Genomic DNA, 16,293 nt, shown 5'->3' on the forward strand with positions numbered 1-16,293 from the left:
ACGACCGGCCGCCAGCCGAGTTCGAGCAGGCGTTCGACGCTGCCCAACGGGACGACCACGAAACGGTCGAAATCCCATAGAACGGGCCTCCATCAGACCCAGGACGAGTCAATATGCTTGTGGATCAGCCCGGTCGCGCGCGCCAACCTGGCAAGGTGCGGCGCCTCGCCGACCAGCCCGGCGAACTTTGTTGCGCGCCGGTGGATCCGACCAGCCGCGGCTCCGGGCCGCTTGTGCCACAGTCCAATCAGGCTCAACCCGCGGCCAATGCAACAGGCCAGCAGCGAGATATTGCGGAAGCGATGCTTCCGCTGGGCGGTCGTGGCGTGGTCGGTGCGGAACGGGGGCGTTCCGAGCTGACGCGACAGCCTGTTGCGCGAGGCTGTGACCTGCTGATTCGGAGCAACCGTCCGCGGTTGTCGTCGGGACATCGTCGATGACCACGCTGTCGCAGCACCGAACTGTTGCCATCGGCAGCCGTGGAGCGCGTTGGAGAGGGGCCCGGATCGGCGCGTCGGCGTCGGCCGCGGGCCGACGTTCCCCGGCGTCGTCAGGTCGTCGTGCGGTTCTCCGATGCGGAGCTGGTCCTGGCACGCGAGCGCGCCGCGCTGGCGGGTCTGGCTTTGGGCGCCTGGATCGGCCAGACCGCGATCGGCGTGGCCACGCATGGAATGCAGACCGTGGTCGGCCTGCCGGACCTGTTGCGGTTGCACGCGGATGTGGTGGCGATCGAGCGCGCCGCGAGCATCGCCGGCGTGGGGCGCGATGAGGTCGTTGCCCTCCTCGTTCGGCTCGACGCGGCGGTCGACGCGGTCGTCGTCGAGCTCGACCGGGCGCGTCGATGATCACGAAGGTGGTGCACGGGTCGCGGGTCGGCGGTCTGGTCGCCTACCTGATGGGGCCGGGGCGCGCGCAGGAGCACGTGCGTCCGCGGGTCATCGCGAGCTGGGACGGGCGGGATGCCGGTTGGCAGCCACCGCGGGCCGACGAGGGTGGGTTCGGTCGGGATCTGGGGCCGCTGATCCGGGCGCTTCGTGCCCCGGCGGTGGCGGCCGGTCTGCCCGAGCGCGATGACGAGGGCAAGCGTGGGTACGTGTGGCACTGCTCGGCGCGGGTCGCGGCGGGGGACCGGGTGTTGTCGGACGGCGAGTGGGCGGAGGTCGCCCGGGAGCTGCTCGACGGCGCCGGAGTAGCGGCCCGGAACGATGCGGGCGGTCCTCGCTGGGTGGCGATCCGGCACGCCGACGACCACATCCACATCGCGGTCGTGCTCGTCCGGCAGGACACGGGACGTCGGTTCTGGCCGTCGCGCGACTATCCGCGGCTTCGGGAAGCGGCGCGCGGGATCGAACAGCGGCTCGGACTGACCGTGACGGCGCCCGCGGACGGGACCGCGGCGAGGGCCCCGGCGCGTGGGGAACTAGAGAAGGCCCGTCGGCAGGGGCGGTTGCCGGCTCGCGTCGAGCTCACCAGGGCCGTGCGTGCGGCGGCGGTGGGTGCGGACGGACTCGCCGAGTTCGTCACCGCCCTGCGGGCCGCCGGGTTGCTGGTCGAGGTGCGTCGGGCCCCCTCCGGGGACCCGTTGGGCTACAAGGTCGCGCGGCCCGGGGACCTCACCGCGTCGGGCGAGCCGGTGTACTACAGCGGCAGCAAGCTCGCGGCCGCCCTGTCGCTGCCTCGGCTGCTGCGTGGGTGGGAGTCCGCGGCGCGGGGTTCGGAGTCCGAGGCGCCGTTGCGCGTGGGGCGACGTCGCGTCGAGCGGGCTCGCGCGGTCGTCGGCGCGGCGCGCCGTGGCCAGGGTGGTGACGACGCGCAAGGGATCGCGCAGGCTGCGCTGCCGGTGCTGACGGCCATCGGGCTGTGGTCGGACGAGCTGCGGGGTGCGGCCGAGCGATTCGATCGCTCCGCGCGGCCACCGCGAGGCCTCCGCGGGCGCGAAAGTGGGAGCGCGGCAGGCCTGCGCCGGCTGGCGCGGCAACTCGTCCGGGAGCGCCGGATTCTCGGGCTGGATGACGAGCCAGGCGCGGCCGCGGTGGCCCTGGCCGTGGCGCTGTCGGTGCTCGTGCGTGAGATCGCGGGCTGGCAGCGGGACGCCGGCCGGCCGCACCAGGCGGTCGCCGCCGCTGAGGCTGCGGACGTGATCGACCGGTGGGCAGCAGAGCGGGGTGCAGGCGAAGGCGCACCGTCCGACCACGGACCCGCAGCTCGTCGACCACACGTCGAACCACGGTACGACCGTGCGGCATGGTCACGCTCAGGTGCGCCGCGCGGATGATCCGGGGCCGCCGGGCCCGGCTCCGACGAGCCGATGGTGAAACGGGTGGAGGAGTCGCGCATGTCACGCAACGGCGGCCAGGCGATCAAGGTCGTGGTCTCGCTGGTCGGTCCGCAGGAGACTTCCGTGCAGGCCCACCGACCCGGCACCGACGGAGCCGCCGTGAGTGTGCGCGTGGGTGGGTCGTTGATCTATATCCACGACGCGGAAACCGCCGCCACCTTCCGTCGTGCATGGGAATCCGGGGTGCGGCAGGCCAGGTCATTGCCGGTGCAGGGGGACCTGACGCGGGTGATGCCGGTGTCCGGCCTGGCGGAGCCCGCCGTGATGATGGAGGCGGCGGAGTCCCCGCCCGCCGGTGCGCGCATGGAGCGTAGGCCCGGACACCCGAGCCGGCTGTGGATGACGCTCGGTCGCATCGGGTTCGACGTGCACGACCACGCGGCGTTCCACTCGACGTTGGCGGCCTTCCGTCGTGCGGACAGGTTGGCCGCGAAGGTGTTCCCCCCGACCCCCGAGCAGCGGGCCTGCGAGCAGGCCGCACGCACGGCAGGCCGGCTCTTCGCGCCGCCCGGCGCCGCGGCAGACAGGCCCACCGCGGGCAGGCCCACGGCGGCGGTGGCGCGGCCCGCAGCGGCGCGCCCGCTTCCCAGGGCCCGGCCCGCCATCGGGAGGGCAGTGTGACCGCACCGGACTATCCGTTGATCGCGCTGGGAAGCTACGAGACCTACCAGCTCGCGCACATCGCCACCTACATCGCCGAGCGGCTCGCCCGGCACCACCGATCAGGTCGCGGTCGCGAGGGGCGCATGGCGCGCTCGGCCGCGGTGCGCGACATCGCCGGGGCGGCCACCGCGATGGGCAACGCCACCGGCACGTCGATCCCGGATGACGATCTGCCTCGCCCCCTGGACGCCGACACGTTCACGGCGGCGCGACAGCTGCTCGCCACCGGGCCGCGATCCGCGGATGTTGTCGCCCTGGCGGGCTTGGGTCGGACCGGGTTCGCGGTCGTCGGGCACGTCCCGGGTCTCGGCGAGGTCGGCGCCAGGGCCGCATCGAAGGACGTCGCCGACGCTCTGCGCGCCCACTTCCTCACCCAGCCTGCCGGCGAGCTCGCCGCATGGGCTGTGACCCGGGTCCCGCAGAAGATCCCAACCCTGCCCCGACAGGTCGACCTGGCCGTGTTCGTGGAACACCTCGACCCCGCTCGGACCGACGATCGCGCCGTGGCGCGCAACCTGCGCGGCCAGAACCGGCGCACGGACGCCGCGATCCGCGGCAGGTTCGCCGGCGTCGATCTCGACGCCCCCGCCGTCGTCACTCCGCCTGTGAGGGCCTCCGGCCCGAGGCCCCGTCGAGCGATTCGGCCTCGGCGGCCGGCCGCCCCCGGACCGGGACTGCGCCGCCCGTCTGGTCACAGGATCGCGGCACCCACCGTTCCGACAACCAGTGCGGGACCGTAGGGCACCAGGGTGGACCGGTCGGGCGCCCCGATGCCGACGACCACCGCGGTGACCGCCACGAGCATAGACACCGACACGATGCCGGTGACCACGGCGTCGTGACGTACGAGCACGACGGCGAGTGTCGGCACGAGCTTCGCATCGCCCCATCCGAAAGCCGCGCTGATCGTCGCCTTCATCATCAACGCGACGGCACCGCCAGCGGCCACGCTGATGACGGTCGTGAGGATGACAGCGTTGGCGTCCGCGGTGAGGAGCCCGGCAAGCAGCGTCAAGGCCAGCAGCGGCCCGGTCAACGCGTCGGGTAGCCGGCCTTCGTGGGCATCGACCACCGCCGCGGCGCAGCCCAGCACCGCCAGTGGCAGCAACACCGCCAGGCTCCCCGGCGGGCGGGCCAGGACCATCCCGATGAGCAGCCCGGCCGCAGCCGAGACCGCGCTGGCCTCGACCTGCCGGATACGGACGGGAGCGCGCATCGCGCGTCGGGCAATGATCAGCACCGCCGGTCCGATCATCGCCCCGGCCAACACGGCGAACGCCCCCACACTCGTGATGCCCTGCATGGCGACATCACGCCCGGGGACGGCGAGGTCCGGCCAGTAGCAGCTCGTTCAGGACGGCGAAGCTGTCCGGCGCAAGCTCCTCCGGGACGTCGAAGCCGCGCGCATCCAGCAGCACCGCCGCATAGAGCTCCAGCTCGGACCGGTTGTCCTCGGCGTGCGCGATGCGCATCAGGTCGGTCAACGGGCGGTCGAAGGCGACGTCGATATCGATCGTTCGGGCGCGCTCCGCCGCCCAGCGAGCCAGTCCGAGATCGCCCGCGCCGAGCGCGATGTCGACGAGCTCGTGCGCGGTGTCGACGATGAAGCCCGGTATCTGCAGGTCGTGGCGCTGGTCGTGGTTGTTGAGCCAGCCGTACCCACCGGGTCGCAGCGAGCTGAACACGGGCCCGCGCACGAGGTTCAGGGCCGCCTCGTAGTCGGTGGTCGCACCGGGATGGCCCGCCTCGTGGCGGGCCTGGCCGCGCTTGCGCAGCCGCCGGAACAGGTCCCAGTCCAGCAGGTGGCCGCGGAGTCGGTAGCTGCTGTCGTGCTGCATGTCGCTGACGAACGACGCGTCCGGGTCGCCGTTGAGGCCGTGGCCGGCCCACTTGCGGGCCCCGTAGAGCGCGTGCCGCAGGGTGGCCGGGCTAATCCGGCGCCCGTCGGGCCACAGGTCGGTGACGGCCTTCGTCGCGGTCACCCCGGCCGGGTGCAGGCTCAGATAGACGAGAACCTCGGCGAACCACGTCCTGCGCGTCGTGGGAGTCGGACCGGGCGCGGTGATGACGGGCTCACCGAGGAGCGCGATCATCGGCCTGGACGGCGGGCCGCTGTCGTGCCAGGAGGCGAGATCGTCGTCCAGGCCAGGGTCCTGATGGTCGACGATCGCGAGCCGCCGGACGGCCGCCGGATCCGCGACGGAGCAGGTCGACCGCTCCGAGTCCTCCGCGCCGCCCGGTTCGGGACCGTCCACTGCGGGTGGAGTTGGCGAGACCGGATCGCCGGTTCCGAGGGAGCCGTCCTCGTTCATGTCCGCTGCCCACGGTTCGGCGGACGCTGCCGGACCGACGGGGACCGCCGGTGCGCCGGTGGGCCCGAGGATGGCCGCGAGGTGGGTGCCTGCGTTTTCGGTGAGCCGCGCGACCTCCCACGGACCGTCGGTGACGTCCGGCAGGTCGAGCAGCCCGTCATCGCCGACTCGCAGGTCAGCTTGAACGGCGTCGATGACGACCACGGCGATCGCGCTGCGGTCAGGCTCGGCGGCCAGGGCCATCAGCCGGGTGCGGTGGCCGTCGTCGGGTTCCTCCGTGGCGAGCAACACCGTGGGCAGCCAGGAGTCGGAGGCGAGGTCGCGCAGTCGCCCTTCCACGACCGTCTCGATCTGCCACTGGTCCAGCGCGGCGCGAACCGTCGAGGCCCGGCGTTCTATCTCCGCCAGCGCTGTGTCGAGGTCGGGTGCGGTGGTCAGACGATCGGGGTTGAGGGTCACGACCTCTTCCTCGAGCCCGACGAGCAGGACCTCGACGTCCTCCGCCGTGCCGCTCGTGGCCAGCTCGGCGGCGAGATGGCGCAGCAGCGCGATGCACCGTGCCCAATCACCGCCGATGCGCAGGACCCCGCGCTGTTCGAGGTCGAGCATGAGGGTGCGGTCGTCGTCGGTGGCGATCGACACCAGCGTCGGGAACGGGGCGCAGCACCCAGCCGCCTCCGCAACGGACACCGGCAGCGGGTCGTCGGCATCGAGGCCCCACAAACCGCCGCCCGGCTCGACCGCCGTGAACGGTGGCGGCAGCCGGGTCTCGGTCGAGGTCGCGAGGACGGCGTCCGAGGAGGTCAACCGCGCCGAGATCAGCACCGGTGCGGGCGCGCCTTCGTCGATCTCCCGGTCGGGGTGTGCGAGCGAGCGCAGGGCCAGGTCCAGGTGGCGAGCTGCGGAGACCGCTCCCTCGTGGGCGTCAGGTGCGGTCAGCGACCATTCCACCCGTCCGTCATCGTCCGCGGGCACCGCGATGCGGTGTCGCTGCGGGCGGAGCCGCAGTTGCCGGCGGCGGCGCACGACGAGCGACGCCAGAACGCCGCTCGCGACGAGCGCGGACACGCCGAGCGCCGTGACCGTGAGAGCCGGGCCTGAGTCCTCGCCCCGATCGGCGGTGTCGTCTGCGGTGGCTGTCGATCCGGTTGGTGCCTCGACGGGCGTGGTTGACGGCCGCGCGGGGTCGGACGTCGGCACGTCGGTCGATGGAGGCACCGGAGGCCGCGACGTCTCGGGTATGGGGACCGCTGTCGTCGGGGATGCTCCCTCGGCCCCGTCGGTTTGCGCGCCTTCGTCACCGGGTCGGAGATCTGGCGACGGCGTGGGGTCGGGAAGGACGAGCGTCCATCCCGGTCGGATCAGGTCGGGGTCGGCGAGCGACTCGCCACCGGGTTGCGGTACGGAGAGGTTGGCCGCGAACACCTCGTCGGACCGGGCGGGGTCGCCGAGGTGTTCGCCGGCGATCCCGCTCAGGGTGTCGCCGGACTCCACTCGCACGGTTGCTCGGGCGTCGGGAGGCAGGACGAGACGCCAGCCCACGACGAGTTCCGAGGCCTCGGTCAGGCGTCCACCGTCGGCCTGGATCCGGCCGGCGTTGAGGTCGTAGATCTCGCGCCAGCGCAGGGGATCGCCGAGGCTCGTCTCCGCGATCCGCCACAGGGTGTCCCGGCGTTGCACGGAATGCACGGGTCCCGGTGGTGCAGGCTCGACGGCTCGGCCGGGAGCGGCGACGGCGGGTTCGGACACGGCGGCCGTCAGGACCGTCGCCGCGGCCGATGTCGAGGGTGTGGCCATCGCCGGGCCCGCGCCGAGCATCGCGGCGACCAGCGCGGCCGCGAGGGTGCGACCCAGCCGGAAGCCCGGCAGGTCGATCCGCGGCGAGGGCCGGTTGGTCACGGCGGCGGCCAACTCGAGCACGATCGAGGCGGCGAGCACCACCCACGTTCCGGCCGCGACAACGGTGAGGAACCCGATCAGCAATGTGCCGTCGTCGGGCGCCAGGAGCATGTCGACGACGGACGTTCCCGCCGGGAGGCCGCCGTCCAGCAACGAGCTACTCAGCAGCCAGAGAGCGATCGGGACGCCGAACAGGATGCCGATGGTGACTACCGCGGCGGCAACCGCGGCGGCGATCCGGGACGCGGCTCTCATGACGCGCTTCCTTCCGGAGGTACCGGGACCAATAATGCCTCCGCTGCTCCGGTGCTGGTGACCTCGTTGTGGCCGATCAAGCCCAGGATCACCGTGGGGTGGGTGACGCGGGCCTCGACCCGGATGCGCTGCGGACCGAGCACAGTGACGGCGCCGTCGACACCGGCTGCGGCCAGGTGCGCCTGAGCCGCGGCGACGGCGGCCGCGGGGTCGACGGCGGTCGTGCCCCGGCGCAGCTGGTCGATGTCGAGGGCCTGGCCAGCGGCGCGTGCGGCTTCCTCGGCGACCGAGTCGGCCGTCGCGAGCCCCTGGGCCGCCCGCACACCGTCGATGCCCAGCCCGATCGCGGCGAGCAGCGCGAGCGCGGCGATCGCCATCGGTGCGCTGACCGCGCCCCCGCCGCGTTCCCGGTCCTGGTGAGTTGTCATGCCCGCTCCCGCCAACGGTCGATCGGGCTGGCCGCGGTGGCCTCGATGGCCCGGGTGCCGGTCGCTCCGGGCAGGCCGAGGTCGGACGACTCGACGTCGCACCGCACCGTCGCGGTGACCGAGGCGGGCGTGCCCAGCGGCGCGGCGAAGCCCGCGGTGTCGAGCGTGATCCGCAGATCAGCGCAGTTCAAGCCCTGTTCGGCGAGGCTGGCTTCCGCCGCCTGTCGAGCTGCTGCGGCGGCGGTGCCCGGCTCCCGGTGCAGGGACGCCACCCGGGCGGCGGAGCGCGCCGCGTGATCGGCGGCCGCCTCCGCGGTAACCAGACGACCGCCCGCGATCGCGAACGCGATGAGCAGCCCGAGCACCACGGCGAGAACGGCCGCCTCGACGGACGGGCTCCCTCCCCGTTCGCCCGCGTGCTCCGGCATCGGCGCCCTCACGGGGCGACCCTCTCGACGCCACCGACGGCCTCTCGGCTGATCGCGAGCGGTACGCCCGGCACCAGGGACAAGGCCGACCCGGTGACCCGCACCCGGAGGATCCCGCCGTCGTCATCGAGCGATGCGGTGACGACGACGTCGCTGAGGACGGTGCCAGCGGCGCGGGCCAGGAAGGCCTCCGCGTCGCGCCGGGCGGCATCGGTGGTCGACTCCGCCAGGTAGGCGCGCCCGGACCGCAGCCCGTCCTGGGCGCCGGTCAGTGCCAGCTGGCCAGCGTAGAAGATCAGCGCGACCTGCACCACCGCGAGGATGAGTCCGATGAGGACGACCCAGAGCAGTGCCATCTCGACGCCGGTGGCGCCGCCACGCTCACCGTCGTCGACCGCGCCCGGGGGCAGACCGTCCACCGCGAGGCACCTACTTCAAGGCGCCGAGCTTGTTCGCGATGAACGCGCCGACCCCGGCGGCGATCGTGCCGGCGATCACCGCGCCGGCACCAATGTGCATGCCTTCGTCGGAGTTGCGGCCACCACCGCGCTCGTCGAGCGGTTCGAGCCGCAGCCGGACCGCCCAGACCATACGGTGAGCGAGGTCGCGGGTTCGGGTGCTGAGTTCCTGGATCATGTCGGGTTCCTTCCCGGTCGGATCGACTGTGGTCAGACGGTGGTGAGCAGTGCCGCTCCCGCTGGGAAGAGAACCCAGGCCGCGATGAGGAAGACCTGCAGCGCGCCCGGGGTGCTCATCTGCCCGCTCGCGCGGTTGGCCTCGGCGTGCTCGTCGGCGAGCAGCTCGTCGCGCAGGCTCTCCGCGCGGGCCAGGAGCGTCCCGACGACGGCCGCGCCGTCCTGTCCGGCGGTCGCGGCGATGGCCGACAGGTCGGTCAGCTCGTCGATGTCGATGCGCTCGCCGAACCTGCGCAGCCCATCCCACGGCATGTCCCCGGCGCGTTCGGCGAGTTCGAGCTCGTCACGCAGGCGCCGCATCGGCCAGCTGTCGGCCAGCAACTGTCCAGGCCCGGTCAGTGCGGTCGAGACTCCCGCCCCACCTCGTCGCAGGAGGCTGACCTGCTGCAGGTAGGCGACGAGTGCCGAGCGGAGCTGCTCGCGGGCATCGTCGGCACGGTCGCGGACGCGGCGGGCATGCCCGGTCCAGCCGACCAGCAGCCCCACGGCCGTGAGACCGGCCGGGACGACGAGAGGTAGGCCGGTGTCGAGGAGGGTCAGCACCGCGGCAAGCACCGGACCAGTCGCGGCGAGGCCGGCTGCCGATCCCGCGGCGGTGATGAGGAAGCGGTCCCGGCCCAGCCCGAGCAGCACCAGATCGGAGGTCGGCACGTCCACCGGCAGCCGGCGCAGCAGCGGCAACAGGATCCGCGACGGGTCCCGCGGCCCGCCGTCCGGGTCGTTCGGTCGGTGAGTGCGCTCGTCGAGCGCGGCGAGGGCGTCGACCAACACCGGATGCCGTCGGCTGCCCGCGACGAGCGCGAGCGCCACCGCGACGCCGATGAGGCCGCCGCTGACAAGCGCCAGCCCCGCCGCGCCGTTCACGGCGCACCCGTTTCGCCGGCCAACGCCCCGAAGAATCGTGCTGCGGGTCGGCCCAGAGCCAGCCGGCGCATCCAGACCAGAAGGAACGCCGACCCGGACAGCAGAACCGCCATCACCACCTGCCCGACCGGTGTGCCGTAGGGTGCGGCGAAGTTCGGGGTGAGGCCGATGAGAACGAGCAGAGCGGCCTGGATGATCAGCAGGATGCGGATCGACTGCCTCGACTCCGCGCGGGCGGCCTCGATGTCGCGCCGAGCTCGCACATCCCGCGCGACCCCGTCGGCGAGCTGACGCAGAACGCCGGCGATGCCGCCGCTCTGCTGGTGCAGAGCCAGCAGCAACGCGGCCGCGACGACGTCGCCGGTGCGGTCGTCGACATCGTCGGCGAACTCGCGCAGCGCGGCGGCATGGTCGTCGCCCCGGTCTCCCGCACCGTCGCGCAGCCGGAGGGCCAGCGCGCGCACTGCCGGGGCGATCGGTGCGTCGACCCGCGCTGCGGTCGTGACGATGGCCTGGGCCAGGCCGATCGCGCCGCCGCCGCTGAGGGTGTCGGCCATCCGGCGACACCAGCCCTCAAGCGCCTCGAGCTTCTCGATCCGCGCGCGCACGACCCGCGTCGAGCCCAGCAGCCATGGCATCCACAGCCCCGCGACGGTCGTCGCCAACCCCGCGACCGGCCAACCCGAGAGTGCCCACACGACGACACCCGCGACGGCCCACCCCAGCGCCCGGCGACGTCGGTCGGCGCGGGGCCGCGCGGGATCACCGGTGGCGGCCCAGGCGTGGCGGAGCTGCCGTGTCCACGGCGACGCGGGTGCGGCGACGGGCATGCCGTCGGTCGGGCCGCGTCTGCCCGTGATGAGGAGTGCGACGGCCACGGCGACACAGGCACCTGCCGCGCCAGCGGCCAGTTCCGCCGGCGTCACCGGGCCCACCCGCTCGGCTCGTGCAGGAATCCGAGGTCGAAGCCCGCCTCGTCGAAGGGGCGACGGTTCTGCGGGAGCAGCTGGAAGACCGCGCGTGGATCGCCGCCCGGCGCCGGTGCGAACACCCGGTTCATCGCTACCCCGCCGCCCTCCCCGACGGAGGTCACCTCCGCGACCTCGGCCACGAACCGTGCCCGCCTGCCCTCCGGGGTCCTGGTGTGGCGCAGGTGGACGACGTAGTCGATGCCCTGCGCGGCCAGCCTCGTCACGAACGTGTCGGACCACCCCGCCCCGGCGCCCTTCATCGTGGCCGTGACGAGCCGCTCAAACGCCTCGGCCGCCGATCCCGCGTGCAGCGTGCACATCGAGCCGGGCATCCCGGCGTTCATGGCCTCCAGCATGGGCAGCGCTTCGGCGCCCCGCACCTCGCCGACGATCACTCGGGTGACCGACATCCGCAGCGTCTGGTGCAGCAGGTCCGACAGCGTCATCTCGCCCGCCGGACGGCCGGTCGCCGGGTCGCGCTCGGTCGACCCCGAGCGGCACTCGGCGGCGTAGAGCAGCGGGTGCTTGTCCGGCAGGCGGTGCAGATTCAGCTCGAACTCGGTCTCCAACGTCGCGAACCGCTCGTCCGGACCGATCTCGCGCGCAAGCGCGCGGAGCAGGGTTGTCTTCCCACTCGACGGCATCCCGGTGACCAGGATGCTCTGGCGGGCGTTCACCAGCGTGGCGAGGAACCGCGCGAGCTGCAGCGACACGGTGTCCAGGCGGATCAGGTCCCGCAGCCGGACGTCGACGAGCTTGTGCTTGCGGATCGTCACGACCGGGCGGGGGACGACCTCGCGCATCGCGGCCAGCCGGGACCCGTCGGGCAGCTGCATGTTCAGGCACGGCTGGGCCGGCGAGAAGGCGCGCTCCGAGCTGCCGTGATGAGCGGCGATGTGCTGCAGTTGCTGCACCAGGTCGGCGTCCGTGTCCGCGACGGGTACCTCGGCGGTACGGACCGATCCGTCGGACATCCGCAGGACCGGCAGGTCGCATCCGGTGATGTGGATGTCCTCCACGCCCTGCACGTCGAGCAGCTCCTGTATCCGGCCGAGCCCCCACAGCGAGTTCTCCACCGCGCGGGCGACGGCGCGTTCGGTCGCCTGGTCGAGCTGTGGTTCGCCGTTCACCGCGCGTCGCCGAGCCTCGGCGTCGAGTTCGGCCTGGATCCAGGCCAGCACGAGCTGACGCTGATCGGTCGGGTCGAGCGCGCGGCCGTCGAGTTCCTCGGCGAGCCGCGCCAGGACGGCGGAATGGATCCGACGGGTCGACGCCTGGTCCACAGCGGGCCCGGCCGGCCTCCGGGACCCGGCACGCTGGGACACGCCGTTGAGCCCGCGCGTCATGCCGCACCTCGCCGGCCGTCACCGAATGCCGCGAGCGCTCCCGCGAGCCCCCGGGCCTCGCGTTGCAGGGGGCTGCGCCCGAAGCCGCGGTCCGGCCGATCCCCGTCGCTCCAGACCGCCGCGGCACGCGGGTCGTCGGGCAGCTCGCCCAGCAACGGCAGCCGGCACGCCCCGGCGATCTCCGCCGCCGGGTACGGGGCGCCCGCGTCCACGACGAGCACCGACACCCGCGGATCCCCCGGGCGTACCTCCAGTTCCTCCTGCAGCAGCGGCGCGATCCGCGACGCCGCGCGGACTGCCCGCAGCGAGGAGCCCGTCACCACGACGATCACGTCGCACGCCCGCAGCAGCGGTGTCACGCCGTCCGCGACGGCGAACCGCCCGCAGTCCGCGACGACGTCGACACCCGGCAGGCGTGCCAGCGCCGTCCCGATCCGGGACCACGGCAGCGTCGAGGCTTGCCCGACGCAGCCGATCCCGGCCAGCACCGGCGGCGAGTACTCGGTGGGCCGGTGCACCCGGCGACCCAACGCCGCGTCGAGGTTCGTCGAACGCAGATCGACGACCGCTTCCATGATCCCGGCGGCGGGCGGCCACTGGCCGTTTCCGAGCCCGGCCCGGAGGTCACCGCCGAACGGGTCTGCCTCCAACATCAGCGAGGCGCGCGGCCACCGCGACGCCAGCGCGAGCGCGGACGTCGTGACGCCCGGGCTGCCCTTCGCCGAGACCAGTCCGACCAGCACGTCGCTCACCCCCGCCCCAGCAGCACGATCGCCACGCGGTCGTCGACGGACGCCAGCGCCAGCTCCTCCGCGTCGGCCTGCGGTACGAGGACGTCGACGGTGCGGCGGCCCGACACGTCGACGTCGCCCGCCCGGACGACCGTGGCGCGTGTCGGTGGGCTCCCGGTTCCGGTGACGACCAGAACCTCGTCCCGTGGGGCCAGCGTCGCGGAGGGTGCCCGTCCCGCCTCCACCGACAACCCGACGACCGCCTCGCCGGGAGCGGGAACGCGGTTCGACATCACCGCGTCGGGCGTCACCGTCTGCCCCGCTCGCAGATCGGTGGCGGCGAGCTGCCCGACGACGGTGCCGACGTCGTTCCAGGCCACCGAGATCAGTCCCGAGTCGAGCGGCAGCTGGATCTCGCGCAGGTCGGAGAGCTGGACGACCGAGCCGAACGGCAGCGACCGCGCCATCACCACGACCCCCTCGCGCGCCACCGCGCCGCGGTAGGCGTAGGCGCCCAACAGGGCGCCGATCACGCCCAACGTCACGGCCAGCAGCAGGCGCCGCGACGAGCGGCGACGACGCAACGGACGAGGGGCCGCAGCGTCCACCCGTTCCGGGTTGCGGGTCGCTGTCGCGGTCATCGTGCGCCTCCGACGAGTACCTGGACCTCACCGACGCCCAGGGACGTCTCCGCCGACACGCGGACGGTCTGCTCTCCGGCGACCGGTACCCCGCCGCTCACCCCGGTCCACGTCACCGTCCACACGCTGGTGGCGGTCACCGTCCAGCGGCCCGCGCCACCGGTTCGCTCCGGCAGGGAGCGCAGTTCGTAGGTGTAGCCGCAGTCCGGCGACGAGCCGGCCTGCCCGGCCCAGGGTGTCCCCGGGCCCGCGCACCGGACGTCGGCACCGGGTGGCCCCATGGACCACTCGACCGCGGTCAGCCGCCCGGTCGCCGTCACCTGCGCCGCTCCCGCAGTCGCCGTGGCGGAGACCGGGCCGGTCGAGGCGACGCCGTCCTCGATCCACAGCCACACCGGCACCCCGACGTACCCGGAGCCGTCGACCGAGGTGCGTGGCTCGGGCGGGTCGAGAAGCAACTCTTCGATCGCCCGTTGCGACAGCGCCTGCGCGACGGTTCTCGGGTCGGCGGCCTGTCCGGCTTCGGCGGGCAGGGTGCCGACGAAGTCGGCGGGGTTGGGTGCCACTTGCTGGACCCAACCGCCGTCGCCGAACGGCACGGCCTGCAATTGAGGTCGTTCGGGCTCCGGTGGGGCGGCGGAGTCGCCGTCGGGAGCGTCATCGGCGGGATCGGAGCCCCCCGAGGGCTCGTCGCGGTCCGGGGTCGACGGCCGCCCCGGCCGACCCGGATCCACGGCGATGACCAGGCAGCGGCCGTGGCTGTCGGAGACGGCGCACCCGGGCGGTTCGGGATCACCAGCCGCAGCCACCATCACCATCGGCAGCACGACGCTCAGGCCCGCCGCGGTCAGCACGGCTCCTCCAACTTCGGTTCAGTGCGGCGCACGAGCCACCTGTCACCGCTCCGCACGACCTCGGCGCGGAAGCGGTAGCGAGGCGCACGGTTGGCCAGGTCGTCGAGTACCTCGCCGGTTGCGTCCGCGATGAGGCGCGAGTCGCCGAGCTGGACGCAGTCGAGGATCTCGACCCGGTCGTCCGTCGCGGTGCCGACAGCGGGGGAGCGGTTGACGGCCCCCTCGGTATGGGCTGGGAAGTCGGCGTAGTTCCGGACGTCCGCGATGAGGCTGTCCAGCGCCGAGCCCGATGCCACGCCTTGCAGATCCGCCGTCCAGTCCCGCGCGCGTGGTGCCGAGAACGCTTCCTGGGAGACGGTCCAGTAGCGCTCGTATGCCAGCAGCGCGTCCTGTGACGGCGTGGTCGGCCGTGTCCCGGCCTGCGGTGCGGTTGCGGAGCAGCCGGTCAGCAGCGCCGCCGTGAGCACGGAAGACAGCAGCGCGATCCGTGATGATGTGGTCACGCGACCCCCTCGATTCCTGTTCGAGACGATGCTGTGGTCGGGCCGTGGTCGTTGCGTTGCTTTTCCGTGGTTCCGCGTTGTCACTGCAGAGTCGTGACGCCGAGGCCAGGCCTACCAGTGCGCACTCGACTTCGTGGGCGAACGGAATCGAGTCCCTCGAACGGACCAACGCTGGGTGCGATCCGACGGTCGGGGCCGCGCGGTCCCATTCGGAACGAAAGGGCGTTCCGGTGGCGGTGGTGACCCTCGCCGCGGTGTTCACGAAAACTCCCGGCCGGCGCAGGGCTGCGATCAGCGTGCTGCGACTCCTGCTGCCGCCGCGCCGGCCGGTTGATCAGGGCGATCCGCCTGGTCCTGGCCCGTCGGCCGAATCGTAGGCCCGGGGCCTGCTGGGGTGAGGTCGGTGAGGGTGCCGGCGTCGGTGAGGTCGTAGCCGCCGAGGGCAGCGATCGCGGCGTGGACGTCGGGGTCGGTGACGGCGGTGATCAGCGGGCGGGCGGCGCCGAGCGCGGCGGCGGGGAGGGCGACGTCGTAGGACTCCCAGGCCAGCGGGATGAACTCGAGCCCGAGGTCGGCGACGCTGGCGCGTAGCCCGAGCGCGGCGTCGGCGATGCCGGAGGCGACGGCCAGGGCGATCTCCAGGTGCGAGGTCAGCTCCGGGCCGGCGAGGGTGTGCGGGGTGGTGTCGGCGGCGATGAGCAGCTGGTCGAGCAGGACCCGGGTTCCGGCGCCGGGTTCGCGGCGGGCAACCAGCCGCCCAGCCAGGTCGGCGGGCCCGGTGATCCGGTGCGGGTTCCCGGCCGGGACGATGAGGCCCTGTTCGCGGTGCCACAGGTGCAGTAGGTGCGGGTGCTGGCCGCGGAGCAGGGCGCGCGCGTAGGGGGCGTTGTAGACCCCGGTGTAGTGGCGCAGGTGGATCGCGGCGCCGTCGGCGGCGCCGCGGCTCAGGGTGCGCAAGCCGTGGAAGCTGCCGCGGGTCCCGACCGGCAGCACCGCCGGCCCGACATGGTCGAGGAGCAGTTGGAGGGCGGGGTCGTCGCTGCTGGCGAGGCGGAACACCCGGTCGGCTTCCAGCAGGCGGGCGGCCGCGATCGGGCCGTCGGTGGCGACCCGGGCGCGGCGCCGGTCGGCGAGGGTGATCACGCCGGCGTCGGCGAGGTGGCGGTAGGCGCGCACGATCGTCGAGGAAGTCGCGCCGAGTTCGCGGGCGTGGGTGCGGATCGAGGGGAGTTCGATCCCGGGCGGCAGGGTCCCGCGTCGGACCTGCTGGGCGAGGTCGGTCCCGATCTCCAGGTAGCGGGTCACGCCGGTGACCTTACGGTCGTTTCGCCCGCGTGCGGCTGTTGTCGTGGGAGTGCCGAACAG

At 73.4% G+C, this 16,293-nt stretch carries 18 protein-coding genes; 4 read left to right on the forward strand and 14 right to left on the reverse strand.

All coding sequences use genetic code 11. The features are described from left to right. The first annotated feature begins 560 nt into the window (after window positions 1-560). The 4 genes from CFP66_RS22510 to CFP66_RS22525 are packed head-to-tail and all read left to right on the forward strand — an operon-like array spanning window position 561 to window position 3,741. On the forward strand, window positions 561-845 hold the full coding sequence (locus tag CFP66_RS22510; RefSeq protein ID WP_094927140.1) for a hypothetical protein: 285 nt from the start codon (window positions 561-563) through the stop codon (window positions 843-845). After that, the gene (locus CFP66_RS22515; protein WP_094927141.1) at window positions 842-2,275 is read left to right on the forward strand and encodes a hypothetical protein; all 1,434 of its coding nucleotides are present in this window, start codon (window positions 842-844) and stop codon (window positions 2,273-2,275) included. The genes CFP66_RS22510 and CFP66_RS22515 overlap by 4 nt, the downstream gene beginning before the upstream one ends. Window positions 2,276-2,335: 60 nt before the next feature. Then, window positions 2,336-2,959 (forward strand): hypothetical protein, encoded by a 624-nt coding sequence (locus tag CFP66_RS22520; protein ID WP_143517337.1) that lies wholly within the window; start codon window positions 2,336-2,338, stop codon window positions 2,957-2,959. Next, window positions 2,956-3,741 carry a hypothetical protein gene (locus CFP66_RS22525; RefSeq protein WP_094927143.1) on the forward strand — a complete coding sequence of 262 codons (786 nt, stop codon included), beginning with the start codon at window positions 2,956-2,958 and terminating at the stop codon, window positions 3,739-3,741. Before CFP66_RS22520 ends, CFP66_RS22525 begins: the two co-directional genes overlap by 4 nt. On the opposite strand, the gene CFP66_RS22530 is transcribed toward CFP66_RS22525, so the two are convergent. From CFP66_RS22530 to CFP66_RS22595, 14 genes are all read right to left on the reverse strand, one after another. Next, window positions 3,693-4,304, reverse strand: coding sequence for a prepilin peptidase (locus CFP66_RS22530; protein ID WP_094927144.1), 612 nt, complete (start codon window positions 4,302-4,304; stop codon window positions 3,693-3,695). The genes CFP66_RS22525 and CFP66_RS22530 overlap by 49 nt on opposite strands. Before the next feature lie 7 nt (window positions 4,305-4,311). After that, window positions 4,312-7,467: a LysM peptidoglycan-binding domain-containing protein gene (locus CFP66_RS22535; protein WP_094927145.1), complete on the reverse strand. Its 3,156-nt coding sequence runs from the start codon at window positions 7,465-7,467 to the stop codon at window positions 4,312-4,314. After that, the gene (locus CFP66_RS22540; RefSeq protein ID WP_143517338.1) at window positions 7,464-7,895 is read right to left on the reverse strand and encodes a hypothetical protein; all 432 of its coding nucleotides are present in this window, start codon (window positions 7,893-7,895) and stop codon (window positions 7,464-7,466) included. Before CFP66_RS22540 ends, CFP66_RS22535 begins: the two co-directional genes overlap by 4 nt. Continuing rightward, window positions 7,892-8,335 carry a TadE/TadG family type IV pilus assembly protein gene (locus CFP66_RS22545; protein WP_198961609.1) on the reverse strand — a complete coding sequence of 148 codons (444 nt, stop codon included), beginning with the start codon at window positions 8,333-8,335 and terminating at the stop codon, window positions 7,892-7,894. The genes CFP66_RS22540 and CFP66_RS22545 overlap by 4 nt, the downstream gene beginning before the upstream one ends. Then, window positions 8,332-8,742 carry a TadE/TadG family type IV pilus assembly protein gene (locus tag CFP66_RS22550; protein ID WP_094927148.1) on the reverse strand — a complete coding sequence of 137 codons (411 nt, stop codon included), beginning with the start codon at window positions 8,740-8,742 and terminating at the stop codon, window positions 8,332-8,334. The genes CFP66_RS22545 and CFP66_RS22550 overlap by 4 nt, the downstream gene beginning before the upstream one ends. Before the next feature lie 10 nt (window positions 8,743-8,752). Beyond that, a complete protein-coding gene (locus CFP66_RS22555) occupies window positions 8,753-8,959 on the reverse strand; it encodes a hypothetical protein (RefSeq protein WP_094927149.1) in 207 nt (68 codons plus the stop codon). A 32-nt stretch (window positions 8,960-8,991) separates the two neighbouring features. Continuing rightward, window positions 8,992-9,882 (reverse strand): hypothetical protein, encoded by an 891-nt coding sequence (locus CFP66_RS22560; RefSeq protein WP_094927150.1) that lies wholly within the window; start codon window positions 9,880-9,882, stop codon window positions 8,992-8,994. Beyond that, window positions 9,879-10,760: a type II secretion system F family protein gene (locus CFP66_RS22565; protein WP_143517339.1), complete on the reverse strand. Its 882-nt coding sequence runs from the start codon at window positions 10,758-10,760 to the stop codon at window positions 9,879-9,881. The genes CFP66_RS22560 and CFP66_RS22565 overlap by 4 nt, the downstream gene beginning before the upstream one ends. 44 nt (window positions 10,761-10,804) lie before the next feature. Next, on the reverse strand, window positions 10,805-12,199 hold the full coding sequence (locus CFP66_RS22570; protein ID WP_094927152.1) for a CpaF family protein: 1,395 nt from the start codon (window positions 12,197-12,199) through the stop codon (window positions 10,805-10,807). Further along, window positions 12,196-12,951 carry a hypothetical protein gene (locus tag CFP66_RS22575; protein ID WP_094927153.1) on the reverse strand — a complete coding sequence of 252 codons (756 nt, stop codon included), beginning with the start codon at window positions 12,949-12,951 and terminating at the stop codon, window positions 12,196-12,198. Before CFP66_RS22575 ends, CFP66_RS22570 begins: the two co-directional genes overlap by 4 nt. Beyond that, on the reverse strand, window positions 12,948-13,571 hold the full coding sequence (locus CFP66_RS22580) for an SAF domain-containing protein (RefSeq protein WP_094927154.1): 624 nt from the start codon (window positions 13,569-13,571) through the stop codon (window positions 12,948-12,950). Before CFP66_RS22580 ends, CFP66_RS22575 begins: the two co-directional genes overlap by 4 nt. Further along, on the reverse strand, window positions 13,568-14,425 hold the full coding sequence (locus tag CFP66_RS22585; protein WP_094927155.1) for a hypothetical protein: 858 nt from the start codon (window positions 14,423-14,425) through the stop codon (window positions 13,568-13,570). The genes CFP66_RS22580 and CFP66_RS22585 overlap by 4 nt, the downstream gene beginning before the upstream one ends. Then, window positions 14,419-14,928: a hypothetical protein gene (locus CFP66_RS22590; RefSeq protein ID WP_143517340.1), complete on the reverse strand. Its 510-nt coding sequence runs from the start codon at window positions 14,926-14,928 to the stop codon at window positions 14,419-14,421. The genes CFP66_RS22585 and CFP66_RS22590 overlap by 7 nt, the downstream gene beginning before the upstream one ends. A 291-nt stretch (window positions 14,929-15,219) precedes the next feature. Further along, the gene (locus CFP66_RS22595) at window positions 15,220-16,233 is read right to left on the reverse strand and encodes a helix-turn-helix transcriptional regulator (protein ID WP_094927157.1); all 1,014 of its coding nucleotides are present in this window, start codon (window positions 16,231-16,233) and stop codon (window positions 15,220-15,222) included. Between the last annotated feature and the right edge of the window lie 60 nt (window positions 16,234-16,293).

The sequence above is a fragment of the Pseudonocardia sp. MH-G8 genome (assembly GCF_002262885.1).
GTDB lineage: Bacteria > Actinomycetota > Actinomycetes > Mycobacteriales > Pseudonocardiaceae > Pseudonocardia.

What these genes read in the sequence shown, in the direction of transcription:
- CFP66_RS22515 (WP_094927141.1), top strand. Translation starts at nt 842, where the DNA reads ATGATCACGAAGGTGGTGCACGGGTCGCGGGTCGGCGGTCTGGTCGCC.
- CFP66_RS22520 (WP_143517337.1), top strand. Translation starts at nt 2,336, where the DNA reads ATGTCACGCAACGGCGGCCAGGCGATCAAGGTCGTGGTCTCGCTGGTC.
- CFP66_RS22530 (WP_094927144.1), bottom strand. Translation starts at nt 4,304, where the DNA reads ATGCAGGGCATCACGAGTGTGGGGGCGTTCGCCGTGTTGGCCGGGGCG.
- CFP66_RS22535 (WP_094927145.1), bottom strand. Translation starts at nt 7,467, where the DNA reads ATGAGAGCCGCGTCCCGGATCGCCGCCGCGGTTGCCGCCGCGGTAGTC.
- CFP66_RS22540 (WP_143517338.1), bottom strand. Translation starts at nt 7,895, where the DNA reads ATGACAACTCACCAGGACCGGGAACGCGGCGGGGGCGCGGTCAGCGCA.
- CFP66_RS22555 (WP_094927149.1), bottom strand. Translation starts at nt 8,959, where the DNA reads ATGATCCAGGAACTCAGCACCCGAACCCGCGACCTCGCTCACCGTATG.
- CFP66_RS22570 (WP_094927152.1), bottom strand. Translation starts at nt 12,199, where the DNA reads ATGACGCGCGGGCTCAACGGCGTGTCCCAGCGTGCCGGGTCCCGGAGG.
- CFP66_RS22580 (WP_094927154.1), bottom strand. Translation starts at nt 13,571, where the DNA reads ATGACCGCGACAGCGACCCGCAACCCGGAACGGGTGGACGCTGCGGCC.